Consider the following 21,056-nt stretch of genomic DNA (forward strand, 5'->3'; position numbering starts at 1 on the left):
CCTTCGGGAAGGTGTCCTGAACTTTGGTGATGTGATGAATAAATGTTATGGATTCGCTTTATAAAGCGTTGCCGAAATTAGCGGATCGGCTAACCGGTTTTTCGTTTGCTCGGATAGTTTCCAGTGGCACGAAACTTCTTAACAGCTGGCGGATTTTATGCTGGGGCTCCTGGCGGATGCGCTTGATTTTCGGCAGCAATGTGCCGTTGAATTTGCGACCTTTAAGGTCGGTTATTGTCTTTGCATTTCTCATGACTATCTGAATTGATAGTCAAAAGTGGAAAGGTGAGTGTAAGGGATTAGGCAAGTTGCCTAACATAAAGTTTGATCCACACAATAATTTGAGCTATATAGCATTATTTAAGTTTACGCTTAATCCTGCATTCTTCATCTCTTTAGCTAAAAGTAATTTCCAGCCGTCTGCTTCATCATATTGAATATATAATATGCCATCATAGTCAGAAGGGGTTTCAATGGCTCCCTTTAAAAGACCGCATACACTTTGCCTTCCAAGTTTGCCAATGAAATATCCCAACTCGAAAATAACATTCTGACGTGCTCTAAAATTTTGCTTTTCAGAATTATCTTTGATTGAGCGGCCTACATCATCCGGACTTAATAGCACTATTGCGTAAGCAACATCAGAATTTGCCTCAAATTTTTCAATTATTGTCTTGCCTTGATTTGATTGTTCGTGCAAAATAATAGGTTCCAATCCTAACTTCTCAAGAAAGCGTGCCGTTTTCTCCTTCAATTCATTGTCATGACCGTGAACTAAAAATATTTTTTTAGAATTAGATTTACCAGGTAATTTCTTTGCTGTTTGTTTTTTAGGATTGGTAACATTAAAATCTTTGTTATGCTCAATTACACCAACAGTTGAGTCGAGGATATCAATAATAACGGTTGTCATATCCATTCCGTAAGGGGCATCAAATATTAAATCAAATGGATTTGCATTAGACAATTGGTAACCGCCTACCATTGGCGGAGGAGAGATCGTTACACGTTTTTCGGTTCCAGCATTACGTACGATTTTTTGAATATTCAAAATCCCCTTGCTAATCTTAGTTCTGATATCTAATGTCGGATTATTATAATACTGTATAACTAATCCCTTAAACTCTTCTATCTGATCGATATAGTGCTTTTGCTGAGCCTTCATATAAAATATATTATTCCTAATTTCTGCAATATACATCTACGTTTCCAGTCAATTACTGAGGCTGGATTTCATGTTTAATGAAAACCTCACTTGCTATGTCGATAGTTTTATCAATTGTTTCTTTATTCAGTTTAGTTGGCCTTTTTGTTAAACTTCTTAATTCCGAGATTTCAGCGTCCGAAAATTTGTGACGAAAAGTCTCGGTAGCTTTACTTATGGCCTTTGACACGTATAGCCAAATAGAATTACATTCGATTTCGTATTCGTATTTAAGGTCTTCAATAGGTTTTGTGCTAATGCGCATTACACGATTTTTGATGTTTTCTACATCTAACTTGTAGGCTCTTTCGGCATGCTCCATCTTTCTGTAATAATCAGCGTCCGCACCAGGCGCACCACCTCTGCCACATTGATACACGCTTCTCATTAAATATTCATATTCCATTGCTTCCATTGGTTTCTATTTTAAGCTGCAATATAAAAATTAAGCAGCTTTTATTTTAGGCAAGTTGTCCACGCCCGACTTGAAGAGTGGGCAATATTGTGATCTAAACAACAGGAAGCATGGAAATAATCTATTCCCAAAAACGTAACGTAACACCCACTAAAGCAGTAGAAATACTGGAAAAACATGGTACAAAAGTTAGCCTTGAAGAGGCAAAATTAATTTTGGATTTTATGTATAAATTCGGTAAATTAGCCATAGATACAGAACTTAAAGCACTGGAAATCAGATTTAAACAAAATGCTAAATAACTTTGATTGCTTTATTATAATTAACAATTTATCATGAGGATAGCTGATTTATATATAAGGGTAAGTACTGACGAGCAGGCCGATAAAGGATACTCCCAGCGGCTACAGGAAGACGTACTATTAAAGTACTGTGAAATCAATACTATCAAAGTTAGAAAGATCATTTTTGAAGATCATTCAGCGAAAACATTTGAACGACCGGAATGGAAGAATTTGCTTCGCGAGCTGAAGAAATCAAAGGGTAAAACCGATCTCGTATTATTTACCAAATGGGACAGGTTCAGCCGGAATGCCAGTGATGCCTACCAAATGATAAGTACCCTACGAAAGATAGGTGTAGAACCGCAGGCTATTGAACAGCCACTTGATATGAACGTGCCGGAAAACAAGATGATGTTGGCTGTTTATCTGACCACACCGGAGATTGAAAATGACCGTAGGGCCCTGAACGTCAAGCATGGTATGCGCCAGGCGAGAAAAGAAGGTCGCTGGTTAGGCGTTGCGCCACCTGGATATATTAATAGAACAAGGGAGAATGGAACAAAATACGTAGCAATAGATGAACCGGAAGCTTCCCATATGCGTTGGGCTTTTGAGCAGATTGCTGAAGGCGTATTCACTACCCAGGAAATTTGGAAAATGGCAGTTCACCGGGGCTTGAAATGTAGTGCAACCAGTTTCAGAACGGCTTTAAGGAATGTGGGATATTGCGGAAAAGTTTTAGTAGCTGCTTATAAGAATGAAGATGAACAGATGGTACAAGGTTTACACGAGCCGCTGATATCAGAAGCATTGTTTTACAAAGCACAAGAAGTAATGGACGGCAGGGTGAGGGACATTGGCATCAATAGTTCTCATGGAGTGCTGGTTGTTACGCCCGATAAATTGCCGTTAAGAGGTTTTCTAAACTGTAATCGTTGTACCCGTTTACTGACCGGCAGCGCGTCTAAGGGAAGGAATAATTATTATCATTACTATCATTGTCAGCCATCTTGCGGTGTGCGTTATAAGGCAGAGCCGGTCAATATGGCTTTTGTAGACAAACTGCGTGAATTTATTCCAAAGCCAGGCATGGCCGAATTGTATACAGAAGTAATATTGGATTTGTATCAAGGTGGAACAGGATATTTGAGAAACGAACGTAAGAAGTTTATAACTGAGATCACGGAAAACAACAACCGTATTACTAAAGCCAGGGAACTTTTGCTGACCGACGATATTAGTGGGTCTGATTATAAATTAATTAAAAGTGAAGCGGAGGAAAAAATTGCCAGACTGGAAGTAAAGTTGAACGATTTCCTTGCGAATAGTGCTGCGACAATTGATATTGATAAAGTTGTGTATAAAGCAATAGAAAACCTTAAAAAGCTTGATCTATTGTATTTAAACGCAGATATTCGGAGGCAGAGGGATATGATCGGTTCGATCTTTACCGAAAAATGGAGTTTTGACGGACAGGTACATCGAACCAGAAAAGTGAACGAAGCAGCGCAACTTATTTATCTGATAAACAGCAAATTAGGCAATAAAAAAAGCCGTGTCAGAACGAAAATTCGTAGTGATCACGGCTTTGTACCCAGCGCCGGAATCGAACCGGCACAGTTTCCTATCGGTGTTTGAGACCGACGCGTCTACCAATTCCGCCAGCTGGGCATTTGTATTAGACGGGGCTGCAAATGTATATAACGAAAGGCTAAATCACAAAATTATTTTAAATTAGATTGTAACCGATTGTATTTCAAACGATACTATTTTTTCAGCGCTCGGTTTTCTATTTAGTATGAAAGGATAAATCAATATTACTTTATTCTTTACTGGAAGTAGGGATACAGACAAAAAAGTTTGAGCCTTGCCCCAAGTTACTTTCAAATTCTATTTTACCTCCCACTTTTTCAATAAATTCTTTGCATAACATAAGCCCTAAACCAACACCTTTTTCATTATTGGTACCATAGGTAGATTCTGCATTAATAGAAAAGATCCTTTGTTGTTTTTCGGGAGCAATTCCTTTTCCATTATCACTTACGGTAATTTTACATTCGTTTAAAATCAGCTCCGCATTTACTTGTATTTTTCCTCCTTGTGGTGTAAATTTTACAGCGTTGGTAATTATATTTCGTAACACTAGCTGTAAAATATCAATATCGGTTGTTACATAAATTGCCGGTGAGATTTGATGGATAAACAAAATTTCCTTTTTTGATGCTAATAGTTGCCCCATATCAAAGGTGCTTTGTAAAGCCGTTAACAAATTAATTTCTTGCAAATCAACATCAAGTCCATCCATTTGCGTTTTAGACCAATGCAGTAAATTTGATAACATTTCTACAGCACCATTGGTAGATTGTAGTAACGATGTTTCAAACATTAATCTGTTTTTATCATCCAGTCTCCTGCTATTTAACAACCCTAAATAAGATTGAATATTTATTAAAGGTGCCCTTAAATCATGAGAGATGATAGACATTAACTTGTCCTTTTCACTGTTAAGTTGCTCCAGCTGCTCCTTTTGCGCTAAAATTTGCACTTTACTTTTTTCTATTGCTAAAGCTTTTTCTTCTGCAACTTGTCTTTCTTTATCATAACTCTTTCTTATATATCGGATAATAATATAAATGACTAAAACCGGTAACGGAAAAGCAGTAATCCTATCAATAAATTGCCCCTGCCCTGCAGTAAAAGGGTTCTGTACCAGATCCGGGTAATAAAACTCTAATAAATGGAGACATAAAAAATAGATGATGTAGATAATAAGCCACCTTAAATGTTGTTGATACGGAGAAATTGCCAACAACAATAACAAATAAGCTGGCCATATTAAATCTGTTGACCCATTTATACCTGAGTTTGAGAAATAATTGATCCCAAAGGTTATAAGACCAATAACAGCAAATAAAAATGTGCTATGCGGTTTTGCCTTAAATCTTGAATAATAGAATTGATAGGTAAAAAATATACATAATAAAAACGCAGATAAAGAGCCTACATACAAACCTGCGTATAAATTGTAAGGAAAATAAATGGCTGAAAGAAAAATTAAACATGCACAAATTGAATGGAAAATTCTGCTTTCTAAAGAGAAGGATGATCTGTCGCCGATAAGATCGCTCCAAATGATTTTATTTTTTACAGACCTGAAACCGAGTACATTTGGAATAGATTTAAGCATGGTGTTTCTTCAAAGCCTTAATATTTTTGTGGTAGTATATTAATAGCTTTCTATACAATATACTACCAGATTTAGAGAAATTAAATATATAGATTTGCTTATTAACATTAACTAAAAAACCCATCTTTAATTAGTAAAAAGCTGATATACCAAAACCAAAACAGGCAGCGCTACAGTCATTTGAGCATAATACAGCTTATAAGAACGTGTATTAGATGGGGTTACATTACACGTAATGAAAAGCTAAATCAAAAAGTTAAGTTAAGTATATTATAATGTGTTGTATTTTAAATTATAGTGGTCTTTCGTCTTTCAGTTTCCTATCAACCAAGAAAGGCATAAAGGGCAATAACGAGGCTAAAAATATTAAAATGGCTTTACCAAAGCTCCATCTTTGCTCCATCCAGGCCATAATTAAAAAAGCTGCATACAAAACGAATAGAACGCCGTGTGCCCATCCAGTATATTTTACAGCCAGTGGCATGTTAGCAAAATATTTTAGAGGCATGGCTACAAAAAGAAGTAATAAATAGGAGATGCCTTCTAAAACGGCTACTTTACGAAAAATAGAGAGAGAACTCATGTATCTGATTGTTTGATTCGAAAGTACCGTTATCAAGCGACTCATCAAAAACTAAAAAATGATTTGACAATTGGCTGTTAGAGGATTGAAGTGTAAGCCAGAGATACCGTAAAAACGTAGCAACTCTAACCGTAGATGAGCCCAGTCCTAAGGCATGATGATCGCCTGTTAAGGCCTATGTTATGCCAGCATAGCTTTCAATGTAAACCTACAGATAGTCCGAACCCTAAAACATAAAGCTAAACCTTTGGTAGTCGCTCTCTAATTCTGTGGATATATTTCTGACGATAGAAAATGTCTTTAATTGAGCCAAGCAAACTCTCAGATTCATCAGGATTTTCATCAAACTGCTTAGTAAGCTTATTTAGTTCATCATCTAATTGCTGTTCTATACCATTAACATCTTCCTTTACTTTTGCCAGCTTTTCGGCATCAGGTTCAAATTCCAAATCCATCAATGCCTCGTTTACATCCATCATCTCCATTAAAAACGATTGAGGCAATTGATAACCTTCATCAGTTTCTACAATCCCTTTCAGCTCCAAAACATATTTTAAGCGTTTTTTTGCATTGCTTAAAACTTGATAGGCTTTGTTATTATGTGTTGATAGATTTAAAACCTCTTGTTGCCTATCATCACTTTCATTTGCATAAAAATCGGGATGAAACTTTTTACTTAAAGCGTAAAACTTTGTTTTAACCACATTCAAATCTGGGTGAAACTGAATGGATATTTCGTAAAACTCAAAATAATTGGGTAAAATATTTTGCTCAGGCATATTAGTCTAAATTAAAAAGCCGCAGATGTTAGAAAATTTTTTCTTCATCTGCGGCAATACTATAAAATTGATTTTTACTTACCGAATATTTTTAAAATGTCGTTGCCAAAGGCAAACACCATTAAGCTTATCAAAATAACGAAGCCAGCTATTTGTGCTTTCTCCAATACTTTTTCGCTTACAGGCTTGCGTTGCACCATCTCGATTAAAAGAAACACCACATGCCCACCATCTAAACCTGGTATTGGTAATAAGTTCATAAAAGCCAAGGCCATTGAAATCAATCCGGTTAATGTCCAGAATTTAACCCAATCAAACGTACTGCCGTAAACCTTTGCAATACCAATCGGACTGCTAATGTTCCTAGCACTAACTTTACCGGTAATCATTTTACCAATGCCTTTCGCATTATCCATAAAAGTGCTCCAAGCCATGTTTGCACCAATTGGCAAAGCAGCAAGGAAACTATAGTTAATGGTTTTGCGCTTAATTTCATTGAAATGACCATAAAACCCAATTGCACCCGCCGTATCTACTTTAACGTTAAATTTTAAAGGTTGTCCATTACGATCAACTATTACCGCAATATTTTGTCCCTTTTTCTTCATCGCCAAAGGCTTAACTTCATCCTGATAATTTACCGGAACACCATCAACAATTGTTATTCTATCACCGACTTTAATGCCTGCCTTTTCAACCCCATATCCAGTAATTACACTATCAATAATGGTTTTTAAACGAGGTTCGGCAAAAAGGCTTTTGCCATCTGCAACTTTATTTAAAAAGTCATCAGGCACTCTAATTTCAATGGTTTTATCTCCACGGATAACCGTCAGTAAAGAATTACCCATTAAAACTTTCGAGCTTTTTAGCTCTTCGAAACGAATAACCTTATTACCATTAATTGCTAAAATTTTATCACCGTTTTTTAAACCGATATCCGAAGCAACTTTACCAACCTGAATACCGTTTACCACAGCACTATTTGGCGTAAAGGTTTCGCCATATTTGAAAGTTAATATCCAAAAAATGAAAATACCAACAATTATATTAACGATAATACCACCTAACATCACGATTAAACGCTGCCAGGCTGGTTTAGAACGGAATTCCCAAGGTTGTGCAGGCTGAGCCAATTGTTCAGTATCCATGCTTTCGTCAATCATACCCGCAATTTTCACATAGCCTCCCAATGGTAACCAACCCACACCATATTCTACATCACCTTTTTTGAAACTGAAGAGTTTAAAACCCCATGCATCAAAAAATAAATAAAATTTTTCTACTTTAATTCCAAATGCCCTTGCCGCTAAAAAATGTCCCAATTCGTGTAATATCACCAATAAAGACAATCCAAGCAGCAGTTGCCCCGCCATAATCAAACCATTCATACGCTATTATTAATATTTTTATGTTAGATGTTAAAATTTATTTTTTGTTACTAATTCGGCCGCTAAGATACGGCTATGTTTGTCAGTTTCTAAATAATCGACCAATTGTGGTTTTTCTATGAATTGAATTTTCTCCATACATTGTTCAATTACATCACTCATTTGCAGGAAACCAATTTCATCCTTCAAAAATGATTCTACTACAATCTCATTTGCCGCATTTAAAATACATGGCATATTGCCACCTTTTCTTAATGAATCAAATGCCAAACCTAAGTTTCTGAAAGTTTCTAAATCTGCCTTCTGAAAGCTAAAACTCGGGTATTCTAAAAAATTAAAACGTTTAAAATTGTTTTTTAGCCTATCGGGATAATTCAAAGCGTATTGAATAGGCAGTTTCATATCCGGAACGCCCATTTGTGCTTTCATCGAGCCATCAGTAAACTGAACGATGGAATGAATGATTGATTGCGGATGAACAATGACATCAATCTGATCTACCGTTAAATCAAACAACCATTTTGCTTCGATAACCTCTAAACCCTTATTCATCAGAGATGCCGAATCGATGGTAATTTTAGCACCCATAACCCAATTTGGATGCTTTAACGCTTGTTCTTTTTTAACGTTTGCCAAGAAATTTTTATCCTTGCCAAGAAATGGTCCGCCCGATGCAGTAAGGTAAATCTTTTCGATTTCGTTCTGCTCCTCGCCTACCAAACATTGAAAAATAGCCGAATGTTCAGAATCTACAGGTAAAATTTTAACCTGATATTCTTTAGCCAACTGGGTAACGAGTTCGCCAGCCACCACCAACGTTTCCTTGTTGGCGAGGGCAATATCTTTACCAGCTTTAATAGCGGCAATTGTTGGTTTTAAACCTACTGAACCCATTATAGCCGTTAAAACTACATCACTTTGTGGATAAGCAGCAACTTCTGTTAATGCATCTTCGCCCGCTAGAACTTTAATGTTTATAGAAGATAATGAATCTTTAACATAGACGTACTGCTTTTCATCGCAAATAACTACATATTCTGGCCTAAATTCTATAGCCTGTTTAATAAGTAAATCAGCGTTTTTTAATGCAGATAACACAAAAACTTTAAAAATTGATGGATTATCGCGAATTACCTCGAGCGCCTGTGTACCAATACTCCCCGTCGAACCTAATATGGTGATGTGTTTAATAGATTGATTTACTGATATATTGCTCAATTGTTATATTCCTTTCGTGTTAAGAGCATTGTTTAATTGTTACAATGAACATTTGCTTAATTTTATTTTATTGACTTGGCGATAATTGAAATTTATCTAACCTAAATTTCGATATAATTTAAATATTAAACTATTTATTAAGCCAGTCAGTTTCTATATTACCATACCGATATTAGGTATTTATTCATCATATATACATTAATTTATTCCTTTAAATCCCTAAAGCATTTGAAACTTTAGTAAGAAGTTCAATTGCTGGTGAGTTAGAAAAGCATTGTTTACAACTAGTAAACATCATCATACAGTCTATAAAATCGGTAAGCATGTGAAATAAAAGGCCTATCCCAATAATATTGAACGGTTTACGAAAAAATAGCAGTATCACATAAACAATCATTGCATAGTATGTATGCAAAGGGTGAAAATCTATACTACACCTATTTGCTTGGAAAATTGGATTTGAAAATAGATGGTCTAAATCAACCAACATGGTAGCAATTAATATTAAATAAACTTTCTTCCAATCCTTTTTAAAAAATAAACAAGTGATAAAAAATGGAAATCCAAAATGCAAAAAATAGTGTATGAATGTCTGCATATTATTTATTCTCACATACCTCCCTAATTGTCTATATGCCGCGAGTAATTATCGTTTTTGCTGCCTTAAAGATTTAATTTATCTAAACAATAAATCAATTAAACAATATAATCCCCTAACCTATCTGCTAATTTTCTATCATTACTTAATCTTGGCACTTTATTTTGCCCACCTAGCTTTCCTTCACTTTTCATATAATTAACAAAAGCATCTTTTTGCAAAGTACGTATAATAAGTGGTTGTAAAATGCTTCCTTTTATTAAATCAAAATAGTAAATATTCTTTTGTTGCAGAGCTAAATCTACTTTCTTACTAAATGCATCAATATCTTTAGGTGGTGATGAAAATTCTATAAACCATTCATGGTAAGGTAATTTTTCATCAAGCGGATTAACCTGAGGTGCAACGGTAAATTCTGTAATACTTACCCCTTCTTCATTAGCAACGGTTAAAAGCGCATGCTCTACTTCTTCTCCAATAACATGTTCTCCGAAAGCGGAAATAAAGTGCTTTATTCTACCAGTTACAACAATTTTATATGGATTTTTCGAGATGAATTTTATGGTATCTCCAATGCTGTAGCCCCACAAGCCTGCATTTGTGTTTAGTACCAATGCGTAATTAATGTTTAGATCTACCTCAGCTAAAGATAATCGTGTTGGGTTTTCATTGTGATACTCATCTGCAGGAATAAACTCATAAAAAATACCAGCATTTGCCAAAAGCAAAAGTCCTTTATCTTGTTGCGAATCTTGGTAAGCGATAAATCCTTCTGATGCGGGATAAGTTTCTATAGAATCGATTTTTTTGCCAATACTTTGCTCAATTTTAGCTCGGTAAGGTTCGAAATTTACACCACCATATATAAATAGACTGAAGTTTTTAAATACTTCGCTAATTGTTTTACCTCCTGATTTTTCTGTAAGCTTATCGAAATACATTTGTACCCAAGGTGGAATACCAGAAATTAATGTCATGTTTTCATGAATTGTTTCATCGACTATAGCATCAACCTTTTCTTCCCAATCATCAATAATGTTTGTTTTGTAAGATGGCAATCGATTTTTTTGCAAGTAATTTGGTACATGGTGTGCTACAATGCCCGACAAACGACCTACATTAATTCCATTTTTTGAATTTAAAACCGGACTACCTTGTAAAAAAATCATTTTCCCGTTTACAAAATCGGCTTTACCAGTTTCATTAATGTAAGTTAAAATGGCATTCCGAGCAGCTTTAATATGTTCGGGCATAGATTCTTTAGAAAGTGGAATGTATTTAACACCAGATGTTGTACCAGAAGTTTTTGCGAAATATAGTGGTTTTCCTTTCCAAAGTACATCAACCTCGCCAGCAACAACTCTATCTACATATGGTTTTAAACCTTCGTAATCCTGAACAGGAACATGTTTTTTAAAATCTGAATAGTTTCTTATATCTGAGAAATGATGGTCTTTGCCGAAAGCAGTATGTTTTGCGTCTTCTACCAATTTAAGAAGAATCTTATTTTGAGCATTTACTGCATTATTTTTCCATTTACCTATTTGCCAAACTATAAATGCTGCAAATGGCTTGCTTAGCGCTGCTTTTATTCCCATAACCGCAAACCTTAAAAAGACCTATCTATTCTATTGTTAATATTCGATTCGTAAATCATAGTAGCATTTTTTTCAGATGTTAAAGTTCTTCAACGAAGAAAATGGTGGCTACACAATATTATGTAAAATATCCGGATGCTCATCTCCTTGATACTCTCCAGAAATTTTACGATAAGCTACCGTCAAAGCTACGCTTGATAATGGAACAATAATAAAAGAACTCAGAATATTTACAATAAATGCAACTATTGGCCATTGCAAATAATTAAGTAACAAATAGATTAAATAACCTCCGCCCAAAATAACCAAAAGCAGTAATATTTTGGTGAAATTTCCTTTGGTGGTTGCTAAACTTAACTTTATCGATTCGAAAGGCTTGCTATTTTTATCAATTATGAAAAATGGGAAGAAAGATATTCTGAGCCAGGTGATAAAAATTGCTATGATACCAACCGAAATTGCAACATTTTTAACAATTGTAACATCTAAACCTGTGTATATAAATGGAAAAGCGATCAGAATAACCACAAGATAAACACCAAATATACAACCGATAAAATATAATGTAGCAATTAAAAAGCGAATGATTTGTTGTCTGGTTGGTAAAGTATCAACAATTTTAACGTCGTTCAATTCATCATCCATTAAATGAAAAATATATTTAAATAACGAAAGATTTATTGTGAAGTAAAGCATGATAAAAATAAACACCATCGCAATGCTTAGAAATTTGCTTACATCTTTTATAAAAAAAGCCATTAAACTTGATGCACTTGCTGTAATAAACATTAAAAAACATAGCGTAGCTATAGAAAAATAATGCTTCTTGGTAATGTTCCAGGCTTTCTGAATAACATCGTTAACGGCAAATGTGCTTTCTTTTAAATAGTTTATCATTGTTGTTTAAATACCACTCTTTTAAATAAATCCTGTATAAAACCTAAACCATAAGCGGTTAGTTGGATGAATGAAGAAATAATGCTCAAAAATGCAACTTTTATAGATTTATTTACCGCCCACGAATGAAAAAATATTAACAAAAAGAACAATAACAATATAAAATTACCAACAATACCCAAAGGTTGATAAAATATGTTGCAAAGTACTGTACCAATGAAACCAATTGTAAATACAGCAGGAAAGAAATGAACCAGCTTTAATTCTTTAGGAAAGTGTTTATAGATGTTAATCCTTGCCCTGCCAAAAAAGTGAAGTTGCTTATAAAATTGGCTAAAGCTTGTCCGCCTTTTGTGGTAAACCTTTGCTTCTGGAATTAAACCAATTTTAAATCCACTTTCGTGAATACGAATGCTGTACTCTATGTCTTCTCCTAATCGAGTTAAGATAAAACCACCAACTTTTTCCCAAACAGCTCTGGAAACACCCATGTTAAAACTGCGTGGATGAAACTGACCGACATGTTTTTTATTACCTCGAATTCCGCCAGTTGTAAATGGTGATGTCATTGCATAACTAATAGCTTTTTGCACTGGTGTAAAACTTTCATGTGCAGCATCAGGACCGCCATAAGCATCTAAATCATGTTCGTAGAGATAATTTTTAACGATTTCTAAGTAATCTGCAGGTATTAAACAATCAGAATCAAAAATTACAAAATAATTTCCTTTAGCTCTTTCAAAGCCATAATTTCGAGTAAAACCTTGCCCTTCATTTTCTTTGTAGAAGTATTTTATGTCGAGTTTATTTGCATAACTCTCTACTATCGATTTAGCATTATCAGCAGAACCATCTTCTATAACCAGAACTTCAAACTGTAAATACGTTTGTTTTGTTAAAGTATATAAAAGCTCATTAATCTCTTGTGGACGATTATAAAGCGGAATTATTATGGAGAAAAACATTTTTAGAAGGTAAAAGGTAGAAGGCAAAAGGCGTAGGGTTTTGAGCGTACAAACCTTACGCCCTAAACCGTTTAGCTCAAACTCTCTTTTCGATTAAATATTGATTTCTTTCTGGTGCGTTACGCGTAACCAATTCGGCAACAAAACCTGTTAGAAACATTTGCGAACCGACCACAATGGCAACTAAAGCAATGTAAAACAATGGCTGATCTGTAATTTCTCTTTTGTAAGGAATGTGTGCTGCGATGTGATAGAGCTTAACGCCAATCATCCACAAAGCCATAAAGGTTCCGATTAAAAAACTTAATACCCCTAAAGAGCCAAAGAAATGCATTGGCCGCTTACCGAATTTGCCTACAAAAAATATGGAAAGTAAATCTAAAAATCCGTTTATAAACCTACTAAAACCAAATTTTGTTGTGCCATATTTACGAGCCCTATGCTCTACAACCTGCTCTTCAATTTTGCTAAAACCTGCCCATTTTGCAATTACTGGGATGTAACGATGCATTTCACCATAAACTTCTATCGTTTTTACAACATCGCTTCTGTAAGCTTTTAAGCCACAATTGAAATCATTTAATTCGATTCCGCTCATTTTACGGGTTGCGGCATTAAATAATTTTGTAGGTATCGTTTTGGTAATCGGGTCGTAACGCTTCTTTTTCCAGCCGGAGATTAAATCGAGCTTTTCTGCTTTAATTCGGCGGTATAATTCAGGTATCTCATCAGGACTATCTTGTAGATCGGCATCCATGGTAATGATAACATCGCCCTGAGTAGCCTCGAAACCAACATTTAATGCTGCAGACTTACCGTAATTTCTTCTGAATTTTATGCCTTTAATAGCATCATTTTGAAGTTTTAAATTTTCAATAACAGCCCAGGAGCTATCCGTACTGCCGTCATCAACTAAAACAATTTCATAGCTAAAGTTGTGCTCTGCCATTACTTTCGTAATCCATGCGGTTAATTCTGGCAAAGATTCATCTTCATTAAATAAAGGTACTACAACTGATATATCCATTTATAAGTATCAAGATTTGAGATTTGTATCGAGATTCAAGCATCAATACTAAATTACATTTGCTTTTAAATTAAAACGTGCAAATTTCATCAAATTAAATGATAAAACTTGCACGTTCGAAATATTTGTAAAGTATTAGAAACTATTTAAAGCTCACACTAAGCTTCTTGTTGAGGTAAAGTATTAAAAGTAACAGGTTCCTTTTTCTTTAAAATTGCTGCAAGAATTAATCCAAGCACAGCATACATAGCGATTGAAACTCCAAAACTTGTAAATGAATTTTTAAGTGTAGGCGCTAATTTTTCTTCCATGTTACCGGCTTTAGTCATTGCTTCATCAATCTGTTCAGAAGCCATTCCAAATTTCTCCATCATTGCTCTTTGTGAATCTTCAATTGCTGCTGCAGCTTTTGCTGGCAAATCAGGATCTATAAATTTCATTAAGACTACGTTATATAAAACCGACGTAATCGATAATATCAACGCTATAATTAAAAAAGATTTAAATGCCTCACCAAATGTCCAGTATCCACCAATTTCCTTTCTAATATTTATACCAGAAAAAACCAATAGTGCTATAAACACTATCAAAATGATGAATGGCATTGCAAAGTTCGTGTATAACATAAAAGGATCTATGAAATACAGTGTTAGCGAAATAACAATTAAAACAGCTCCGAGTATAAACCCATACTTAAGCGAAAGCTTGGTAATTAATGTACTTTTGTCCATAGTTTGTTTGTTTAGTTTTAGTTATTTATTGTAGTTATCAATATATAAGTAGCAGAATCAAACGATTTGTTACGGCTAAACTGGATTATTTCTTTCGTAGTTTCGGCACTTCCTTCCGTATCTAAGAAAAAAGCCATAAATGGAACGAATAATTCTTTCATTTCTTCACTGATATTTAAGGTTGGAGCGGCTTTGCAAATTTCCTCTACACTACCCTCAGCCAATTGCTGGTTGCTTATTAATTCTTCGTAAATTTCAAACTCATCTTGAAATTCGTCATCCTCAACCAATAAAAATTCTTTTAAGAAATCGCCAAGTTCGGGGTCTAAATCCTCATCCTTACATTCTTTAATATAAAGCAGCAAGTTTAACAATTCTGTTCCCCTATCAATAGTTTTTTCCTCGATATTTGCCCATTCTTCACTTTCTAAATAATCTTCCTCCAGTTTTTGAACATCACTACTAAAGAAATTAACCATCAGTAAATCGAAGAAAATTTCTCTTAATTCCTCAAACTTTGGATGTGAATTGAAAACAGCATCAAAAGCAGTTACTTTATCTAAAAAATTAGCATCCAATTCGAAAGCTGTAAATAACTCGGTTTCAAAACCCTCAACATTGATAGCTGAAACCTCAGCATATTTATTAATCGATGCGCTAAGCGCTTTTTTTACTCTATTGTCCATATTTTAAAATTTAAACGATCAAAGATAAATGAGCAAAGATGAAAGAAATTAAACCCAAATTTATCTCCAATTTTTGATAATTAGCTTTTTAAGTGATAAGTTCTTTGCTCCCTAATCCTTGTTCTTTAATCCTTGAAGTATTGATTATTATTAAAAACCAGCATTACTTTGCCATTAAGTTCTTTACCTAACAAGGGGCTATTGGCCGATTTAGAGTGGTTGCTATTTGCATTGTATAACCATTTTTTATCAGCAGAAAATACTGTAAAGTTAGCTTCTGCGCCTTCTTCAATTACTGGAATAATTAAATTTAGTAATTTCCTTGGGTTGATGCTTAACTTTTCTGCAATAAGGTTGGCATCTAAACCTGCTTTTAACAATAATGGAAGTACTGTTTGCAGCGCAATAATGCCGTAATGTGCAATTTCAAACTCCACATTTTTAAATTCAACTTCTTCGGGACGATGTTGCGACGTTATGGCATCAATTGTTCCATCCTTCAGTCCAGCGATTAATGCTTTTACATCCGTTTTACCGCGTAAAGGTGGTTTAACTTTATAATTGCTATCAAAATCTACTAATAAATCTTCTGTAAAAACCAAATGGTGCGCCGTAACATCGCAGGAGATTTGAACGCCATCCCTTTTAGCTTTTCTAATTAAAGCAACTGAACCAGCTGTAGAAATATTACTAATGTGAATTTTAGTTTCGTTGTATTGCGCCAGAAATATATCTCGAGCAATATGCATTTCTTCGGCCAATGCAGGCAAACCTTTCATCCCTAAAAGCACAGAATTTTTGCTTTCATTGATTTGTGATTTTCCGGCAATGGATTTATTTTCGGGATAAACCATCAGCAAAGCATCAAATCCTTTTGCGTATTGCAAAGCACGACTCATAAAACCATCGTCTTGCAAAGCCCGGTCGCCGTCAGAAAAAGCCACCGCACCAGCCTGCTGCATATCAAATAATTCGGCAAGTTCTTTCGCCTCTCTATTCTGGCTAATGGCACCAACCGGATAAACATCAACCAAATTATTTTTAGCTTTATTGATGATATACTCTACCTGAGATTTAGATTGCACCACAGGATTTGCCTGTGGTAAAAGCGCCAATCCGGTAAAACCACCAGCTTTTGCAGTTTCGGTTAATGTAAAAATATCTTCCTTAGTTTCGTAACCTGGGTCGCCGGCAACGCAATTTAAATCGAAAAAGCCTGGTGTTAAAAAAGCTCCTGCTGCATCAAAAATGATTTCATTTTTTTCGTCAGTTAATTTACCTATGCTCTTTATAATTCCATCCACTATCCTAACATCGCATTGTTGATGATTAAATTTACTTTGCGGGTCGGCAATGGTTACGTTCTTAACAAGGAGATTCATATTGTTTTTTTAGTATTGTTAAAAAATCGGATGAGTAGAATTTCTGCTGCAATAAAAATCAGCGACAAAATTAGGCAAAGTTTCCATAATGTTTGTCCGATTTTATTGGCTCCAGCAATTAATTTTACAGCATCTTTATCGGTATCGTAAATCTTTAAATTTCCCTTTTCCGCTAGATTATCAAGTTCTGTTTTGCTTAGATAATGCATGTCAGATTCTGCCCTATCGTTATTAAAACTATAGACTGCAATACTTGAATCGGCTAACATCAAATTGTAAAAACCTGGTTTTTTGATTTGGTCGGCAGTGTAAATAAGCGTTTTACTATCAATTTGCCTTACCTCCGGAATGGTTTCAAAATTATTTGCGGTAAGCTTTAGTGTTTGATTTTTACCCAGACTTATGCGTTTGCTAGCCAAAGTATTATCGTTGCCAATGTTGTAATAAAGTGCATTTTCTACACCGCTGTTTAATGTAAGGCGATACATTAAAGGCACAAAAACCGGGTGTCGAGCTAGATTACCATCAGCTGCGTTTAAACCCGTTGATGATAAATAAACTTGTCCGTTGCTAACGCCGAATTTGGAGAAATACAATTTACCCCCAGGCAAAGACATGATGCTTTCTTTATCAGCGTTATTGTTCTCTACAAAATTAAAATAGCGATTCACCGTTGGTAAATCGAGATTTCTCGGAATTTCTTCGAAAACGGTTTTAAAAATTGGATGCTGCAAATCTATTTTATCAACTCTTGTTGCAGCGGTATTTAAGTTTTGTATTTGTGGAAGCGATAATCCACTTAAAAAAGAATTGTAAACCTGAATATCCGAATCTAAATCGGGAAATAACACTACCGAACCACCAGTTTTTAAATACGTTTTTAATTGTTGTGCTAAACCGGAAGATGGATTTTTTAATCCATTTAAAACAATTAGGCCAAAATTTGCAAAATTACTGTAGCTGATGTTGCTTTCTGTATTTTCGGTAAGTGTATAGTATTTATCAGCTGCAAAAAGCGCCTTGATATAATTATCAGAAGTAGCTCCATTAATACTTAAAACGGGCAAACTTGCATCAACTTTAAAGCTGAATGAAAGCGAATCATCGAAAGTGACTGGAAAATCTTTAATGCTGATAACACCCTTTTGCCAACCAGCTTTTAATCCAGAAAAATTTAAAGTATCTCTTTTGGTTTTCCCGGCAGGGATGGTTATTGAACTTAAACCCTTTTGCTGATTATTGATGCTTAGTTTTAAAGGAATATTAATAGCTTCCTCATCCGAATAATTTTTAAGCTGAACAACGAGTTTTTCGCTCGCACCCGGCTGATGGTTTGGCGATAGCACCCAAACGCTATCTACAGCCACATTTGCCAAAGTTGTAGCATTTAGTTTGAGAAATGAATATTGAATATCGGGTTTGGTTTCGAGTTTCTTAACGGGTGCAATATTTTTCTGGAAATCGCTAATCAGAAAACTGTATTGATTTGAAGTTCCTGATAGTACATTGGCTTGTCGGTTTAAAATTTGCTGTAAATTCCTGTTTGAGGCCGAAATTTTAACATCATCTAAAGCTTTTAAAAATTCATCTTCGTTTAATAATCGCTGATGTTTTCCCTCAAAATCGTTTGTTAACAATTGAAATCTATCATTAATTCCAAATCCTTTAACCAATTCCTTTGCTCTGCGTTTAGCCTCATCAAGTAAATTTCCGTCTTTGTTAACCGCCTCCATGCTGTAAGAATTATCGATATAAATGCTTACAGAATTGTTTATGGCTGATGTTTTTTGGTTATTTAAGGGAATATATGGTTGTGCAAATGCAAGCACCAAAAAAATTATAGCAAAAATTCGAGCGAAAAGAATAAGTAGATTTTTTAATTTTTCCCTTGAAGAGTTTTGTTGCTCTACCTCTTTTAAAAGCTGAACATTAGAGAAGTAAACCTTTTTAAATTTTCGGAAATTGAATAAATGGATAATTATCGGGATGGCAACCGATAATAGTGCGAAAAGAAAGCCTGGATACAGGAAATTCATTAAAAACCAAAGATAGAAAAATTATGTAAAGCGGCGAATTACAATTGTAATAAACTCATTCTAATAAGCAAAACCCGGAAACTCTATGTTTACGATTTTCCAACTACCGTTTTGCAAAGCGAAATATAACCTAAAAGGTCCGCTGATTATTTTTGATTGTTTTTGAATAATATCCCTATAACCGGCAACACCTTCCACAAAACCCATCCCCTTTCCATCAGCTAATAGTTCAAAATTAGTATCGATGATATCATATCTGCCGCCAACATATTCATCAGATTTACCAAAAATACCTTTCAATCTTGCCAGTATAACATTTTTAGCAATTACCTTTCCACCAGGAAGAATAAAGAAATCGCTCAGTTCTTCAGTTATAGATTTGGATTGTTTGAACCATGAGGTGATAAATCTAATAGCACTATTTACAATATCAGCCTGATGATTAAAGGTTGGAGTTTCCTGCATTGCACAAATCTACATCTTCTATCTAAATTTCTTCATAGCAAGCCAAAGTTTCTCATCCATACCATAAACATCTGAGCGATACTCAATTCTATCGTTTTGTGCCCATGCGGTAATGTAAGTTATAATTAATGGTGTTTCGGCTTTTGGTTTAAATAAAGCAGGCAACAATTCTTTTTTATCATCTATATTCTTGGCAGGAAGGCTTTTATCAACCTTTGTATATAATGGCTTAAGCTTTAATTCCTTTCTTATCTCATCATACTTTAAGGTATCGCCAACTAAAAGTTTTGCTAAATTAAGCGGATGCTCTAATCGTATACACCCATGACTTATTGCTCTATTTTTTAGTTTAAAACCTTGCTTAAAATTAGTATCATGCAGGTAAACGCTATTGCTATTAGGGAAAATGAATTTTAATCGCCCTAAAGAATTATCAGAACCTGGCTGCTGTACAAATAGAAATGGAATTTTTTTTCGGTCGTATTTGTACCATCTAATACTTGCAGGATTTTTAATTTGTTTGGTCTTATGGTAAACGGCTATGTTTTTTCGCTTTAAATAACTGGAGTTTCTTCGAGCCATGGTATAAATCTCAGTTTGTACAATGCTTTCAGGAATATTCCACACCGGGTTTGTATATAACTTTTGAATATTACTGACCAATAAAGGAGTTTCAAGATTTTCAGGCTTATCTTCTATATCGCCCGTCTTTTCATAAATTTTTAATTTCTTATCAAAATCTAAATCCCTTCTTCCGCCAACGCAAACTTTCATTGTTGTTAGCGTGTCGTTGCCATCTAAATAAACCAATCTAAAATCTGGAATGTTTACCTGAATAAATTTGTCGCTGTTTAATGGAAGTTGCCACCTTAACCTTTCCATATTTACCATTAAAATCTTTTTAGTCGAATCACTTTCGGTTTTTAAATAGGCTTGTTGGAGTGCTTTATACTGCGAAGATATATTTTGAACGGACCTTAAAGTATCAATTATAACTTCAGAATTTAAAATACCTTGTACAAATAAACTATCCTCACGCTTAATTTTTATATAATATCGAAGAAAAATATCTTTAGGATTAACCAACCCGAATTTTAGGTAGCTTGTATATCGAGTTAACGCATGCGCAGATAAAATCTCCAAGCGAGCAAGTAAGGGATAAGTTTCATCAACACTTTTGAACTGATTGACTTTAAGTTTATCTATCAATTCTGATACTTCTTTTACATGAAATATCTTAGGATTAATTCCATGTTCTGTGCTCTTATTCAAATATTTAACTAAAGAATCAAGGCTGTTATCTGCGAAGAATTTAATAACTAAAGTTGGTTGAGTTCCATTGATGTTGTAGTAAGCTTTAAGCTTTGATATATTTACATCGGCCTTTGATAAGTCTTCTAATTGGCTAGTAAAAACAGAATCGAATGTGAGTTTATTAAACTGCCGATAAATTTTATTGTTTAAGCGGCTTTGCAAGAGGTCGGCTATTTCTGGCTCTTTTTTATAATTTAATAGTACGCCAATTATAATAATCGGGATTAAGAATACAGCAAAAGTTTTCAATACCTGTCGGGTTAAAATGTATGTATTTAACTCGGGATGTATTTTCT

21 protein-coding genes and 1 tRNA gene are annotated in these 21,056 nt (G+C 34.6%); 2 read left to right on the plus strand and 20 right to left on the minus strand.

Translation table 11 applies throughout. From position 1 onward, the window contains the following. Positions 1-58: 58 nt before the first annotated feature. From ACFOWA_RS14860 to ACFOWA_RS14870, 3 genes are all read right to left on the minus strand, one after another. Positions 59-253, minus strand: a complete 195-nt coding sequence (locus ACFOWA_RS14860; protein ID WP_154282185.1) for a hypothetical protein — start codon at positions 251-253, stop codon at positions 59-61. Between the two features lie 93 nt (positions 254-346). Then, on the minus strand, positions 347-1,165 hold the full coding sequence (locus tag ACFOWA_RS14865) for a TIR domain-containing protein (protein ID WP_209437666.1): 819 nt from the start codon (positions 1,163-1,165) through the stop codon (positions 347-349). A gap of 52 nt (positions 1,166-1,217) precedes the next feature. Then, positions 1,218-1,619, minus strand: coding sequence for a hypothetical protein (locus ACFOWA_RS14870; protein WP_154282183.1), 402 nt, complete (start codon positions 1,617-1,619; stop codon positions 1,218-1,220). A gap of 110 nt (positions 1,620-1,729) precedes the next feature. Between ACFOWA_RS14870 and ACFOWA_RS14875 the strand changes: the two genes are divergently transcribed. Both ACFOWA_RS14875 and ACFOWA_RS14880 read left to right on the plus strand, forming a co-directional pair. Beyond that, positions 1,730-1,921, plus strand: coding sequence for a hypothetical protein (locus tag ACFOWA_RS14875; RefSeq protein ID WP_154282182.1), 192 nt, complete (start codon positions 1,730-1,732; stop codon positions 1,919-1,921). Between the two features lie 33 nt (positions 1,922-1,954). Further along, positions 1,955-3,541 (plus strand): recombinase family protein, encoded by a 1,587-nt coding sequence (locus tag ACFOWA_RS14880; protein WP_378987729.1) that lies wholly within the window; start codon positions 1,955-1,957, stop codon positions 3,539-3,541. Here the strand turns inward: ACFOWA_RS14880 and ACFOWA_RS14885 are convergent. The 17 genes from ACFOWA_RS14885 to ACFOWA_RS14965 all read right to left on the minus strand — a co-directional run bounded on the left by ACFOWA_RS14885 (position 3,495) and on the right by ACFOWA_RS14965 (position 21,009). Continuing rightward, positions 3,495-3,574: transfer RNA gene (locus ACFOWA_RS14885), tRNA-Leu, on the minus strand. The genes ACFOWA_RS14880 and ACFOWA_RS14885 overlap by 47 nt on opposite strands. A gap of 151 nt (positions 3,575-3,725) precedes the next feature. Next, positions 3,726-5,090: a sensor histidine kinase gene (locus ACFOWA_RS14890; protein WP_378986488.1), complete on the minus strand. Its 1,365-nt coding sequence runs from the start codon at positions 5,088-5,090 to the stop codon at positions 3,726-3,728. 292 nt (positions 5,091-5,382) lie between these two features. After that, a complete protein-coding gene (locus ACFOWA_RS14895) occupies positions 5,383-5,673 on the minus strand; it encodes a DUF3817 domain-containing protein (protein ID WP_378986490.1) in 291 nt (96 codons plus the stop codon). Between the two features lie 239 nt (positions 5,674-5,912). After that, entirely contained in the window at positions 5,913-6,452 is a 540-nt protein-coding gene (locus tag ACFOWA_RS14900) for an iron-sulfur cluster co-chaperone HscB C-terminal domain-containing protein (RefSeq protein ID WP_378986492.1), read from the minus strand. Positions 6,453-6,526: 74 nt separating this feature from the next. After that, positions 6,527-7,843 (minus strand): RIP metalloprotease RseP, encoded by a 1,317-nt coding sequence (rseP, locus tag ACFOWA_RS14905; RefSeq protein WP_378986494.1) that lies wholly within the window; start codon positions 7,841-7,843, stop codon positions 6,527-6,529. Positions 7,844-7,873: 30 nt separating this feature from the next. Further along, the gene (locus ACFOWA_RS14910; RefSeq protein ID WP_378987732.1) at positions 7,874-9,034 is read right to left on the minus strand and encodes a 1-deoxy-D-xylulose-5-phosphate reductoisomerase; all 1,161 of its coding nucleotides are present in this window, start codon (positions 9,032-9,034) and stop codon (positions 7,874-7,876) included. A gap of 238 nt (positions 9,035-9,272) precedes the next feature. Continuing rightward, positions 9,273-9,659 carry a DUF6122 family protein gene (locus ACFOWA_RS14915; protein ID WP_378986496.1) on the minus strand — a complete coding sequence of 129 codons (387 nt, stop codon included), beginning with the start codon at positions 9,657-9,659 and terminating at the stop codon, positions 9,273-9,275. A gap of 98 nt (positions 9,660-9,757) precedes the next feature. Then, entirely contained in the window at positions 9,758-11,257 is a 1,500-nt protein-coding gene (locus ACFOWA_RS14920; protein WP_378986498.1) for a GH3 auxin-responsive promoter family protein, read from the minus strand. Positions 11,258-11,365: 108 nt separating this feature from the next. Then, the gene (locus ACFOWA_RS14925) at positions 11,366-12,154 is read right to left on the minus strand and encodes a hypothetical protein (protein ID WP_378986500.1); all 789 of its coding nucleotides are present in this window, start codon (positions 12,152-12,154) and stop codon (positions 11,366-11,368) included. Next, positions 12,151-13,119 carry a glycosyltransferase gene (locus ACFOWA_RS14930; RefSeq protein ID WP_378986502.1) on the minus strand — a complete coding sequence of 323 codons (969 nt, stop codon included), beginning with the start codon at positions 13,117-13,119 and terminating at the stop codon, positions 12,151-12,153. Before ACFOWA_RS14930 ends, ACFOWA_RS14925 begins: the two co-directional genes overlap by 4 nt. A 76-nt stretch (positions 13,120-13,195) precedes the next feature. After that, a complete protein-coding gene (locus ACFOWA_RS14935) occupies positions 13,196-14,146 on the minus strand; it encodes a glycosyltransferase family 2 protein (RefSeq protein ID WP_378986504.1) in 951 nt (316 codons plus the stop codon). Positions 14,147-14,304: 158 nt separating this feature from the next. Next, positions 14,305-14,877, minus strand: a complete 573-nt coding sequence (locus ACFOWA_RS14940; RefSeq protein WP_378986506.1) for a DUF4199 domain-containing protein — start codon at positions 14,875-14,877, stop codon at positions 14,305-14,307. Positions 14,878-14,894: 17 nt separating this feature from the next. Next, positions 14,895-15,563 (minus strand): hypothetical protein, encoded by a 669-nt coding sequence (locus ACFOWA_RS14945; RefSeq protein WP_378986508.1) that lies wholly within the window; start codon positions 15,561-15,563, stop codon positions 14,895-14,897. A 125-nt stretch (positions 15,564-15,688) separates the two neighbouring features. Further along, complete coding sequence (locus ACFOWA_RS14950; protein ID WP_378986510.1) at positions 15,689-16,945, minus strand: dihydroorotase; 1,257 nt, start codon at positions 16,943-16,945, stop codon at positions 15,689-15,691. Further along, entirely contained in the window at positions 16,942-18,981 is a 2,040-nt protein-coding gene (locus tag ACFOWA_RS14955; RefSeq protein ID WP_378986512.1) for a vWA domain-containing protein, read from the minus strand. Before ACFOWA_RS14955 ends, ACFOWA_RS14950 begins: the two co-directional genes overlap by 4 nt. 60 nt (positions 18,982-19,041) lie before the next feature. Further along, a complete protein-coding gene (locus ACFOWA_RS14960) occupies positions 19,042-19,446 on the minus strand; it encodes a hypothetical protein (protein WP_378986514.1) in 405 nt (134 codons plus the stop codon). A gap of 18 nt (positions 19,447-19,464) precedes the next feature. Continuing rightward, positions 19,465-21,009: a L,D-transpeptidase family protein gene (locus ACFOWA_RS14965; protein ID WP_378986516.1), complete on the minus strand. Its 1,545-nt coding sequence runs from the start codon at positions 21,007-21,009 to the stop codon at positions 19,465-19,467. Positions 21,010-21,056 lie beyond the last annotated feature (47 nt).

This window comes from Pedobacter lithocola, from assembly GCF_042650845.1.
Lineage (GTDB): Bacteria > Bacteroidota > Bacteroidia > Sphingobacteriales > Sphingobacteriaceae > Pedobacter > Pedobacter lithocola.

What these genes read in the sequence shown, in the direction of transcription:
- ACFOWA_RS14935 (WP_378986504.1), bottom strand. Translation starts at nt 14,146, where the DNA reads ATGGATATATCAGTTGTAGTACCTTTATTTAATGAAGATGAATCTTTG.
- ACFOWA_RS14955 (WP_378986512.1), bottom strand. Translation starts at nt 18,981, where the DNA reads ATGAATTTCCTGTATCCAGGCTTTCTTTTCGCACTATTATCGGTTGCC.
- ACFOWA_RS14870 (WP_154282183.1), bottom strand. Translation starts at nt 1,619, where the DNA reads ATGGAAGCAATGGAATATGAATATTTAATGAGAAGCGTGTATCAATGT.
- ACFOWA_RS14895 (WP_378986490.1), bottom strand. Translation starts at nt 5,673, where the DNA reads ATGAGTTCTCTCTCTATTTTTCGTAAAGTAGCCGTTTTAGAAGGCATC.
- ACFOWA_RS14925 (WP_378986500.1), bottom strand. Translation starts at nt 12,154, where the DNA reads ATGATAAACTATTTAAAAGAAAGCACATTTGCCGTTAACGATGTTATT.
- ACFOWA_RS14945 (WP_378986508.1), bottom strand. Translation starts at nt 15,563, where the DNA reads ATGGACAATAGAGTAAAAAAAGCGCTTAGCGCATCGATTAATAAATAT.
- ACFOWA_RS14890 (WP_378986488.1), bottom strand. Translation starts at nt 5,090, where the DNA reads ATGCTTAAATCTATTCCAAATGTACTCGGTTTCAGGTCTGTAAAAAAT.
- ACFOWA_RS14915 (WP_378986496.1), bottom strand. Translation starts at nt 9,659, where the DNA reads ATGCAGACATTCATACACTATTTTTTGCATTTTGGATTTCCATTTTTT.
- ACFOWA_RS14920 (WP_378986498.1), bottom strand. Translation starts at nt 11,257, where the DNA reads ATGGGAATAAAAGCAGCGCTAAGCAAGCCATTTGCAGCATTTATAGTT.
- ACFOWA_RS14950 (WP_378986510.1), bottom strand. Translation starts at nt 16,945, where the DNA reads ATGAATCTCCTTGTTAAGAACGTAACCATTGCCGACCCGCAAAGTAAA.
- ACFOWA_RS14860 (WP_154282185.1), bottom strand. Translation starts at nt 253, where the DNA reads ATGAGAAATGCAAAGACAATAACCGACCTTAAAGGTCGCAAATTCAAC.
- rseP (WP_378986494.1), bottom strand. Translation starts at nt 7,843, where the DNA reads ATGAATGGTTTGATTATGGCGGGGCAACTGCTGCTTGGATTGTCTTTA.
- ACFOWA_RS14960 (WP_378986514.1), bottom strand. Translation starts at nt 19,446, where the DNA reads ATGCAGGAAACTCCAACCTTTAATCATCAGGCTGATATTGTAAATAGT.
- ACFOWA_RS14900 (WP_378986492.1), bottom strand. Translation starts at nt 6,452, where the DNA reads ATGCCTGAGCAAAATATTTTACCCAATTATTTTGAGTTTTACGAAATA.
- ACFOWA_RS14875 (WP_154282182.1), top strand. Translation starts at nt 1,730, where the DNA reads ATGGAAATAATCTATTCCCAAAAACGTAACGTAACACCCACTAAAGCA.
- ACFOWA_RS14940 (WP_378986506.1), bottom strand. Translation starts at nt 14,877, where the DNA reads ATGGACAAAAGTACATTAATTACCAAGCTTTCGCTTAAGTATGGGTTT.
- ACFOWA_RS14930 (WP_378986502.1), bottom strand. Translation starts at nt 13,119, where the DNA reads ATGTTTTTCTCCATAATAATTCCGCTTTATAATCGTCCACAAGAGATT.
- ACFOWA_RS14865 (WP_209437666.1), bottom strand. Translation starts at nt 1,165, where the DNA reads ATGAAGGCTCAGCAAAAGCACTATATCGATCAGATAGAAGAGTTTAAG.
- ACFOWA_RS14880 (WP_378987729.1), top strand. Translation starts at nt 1,955, where the DNA reads ATGAGGATAGCTGATTTATATATAAGGGTAAGTACTGACGAGCAGGCC.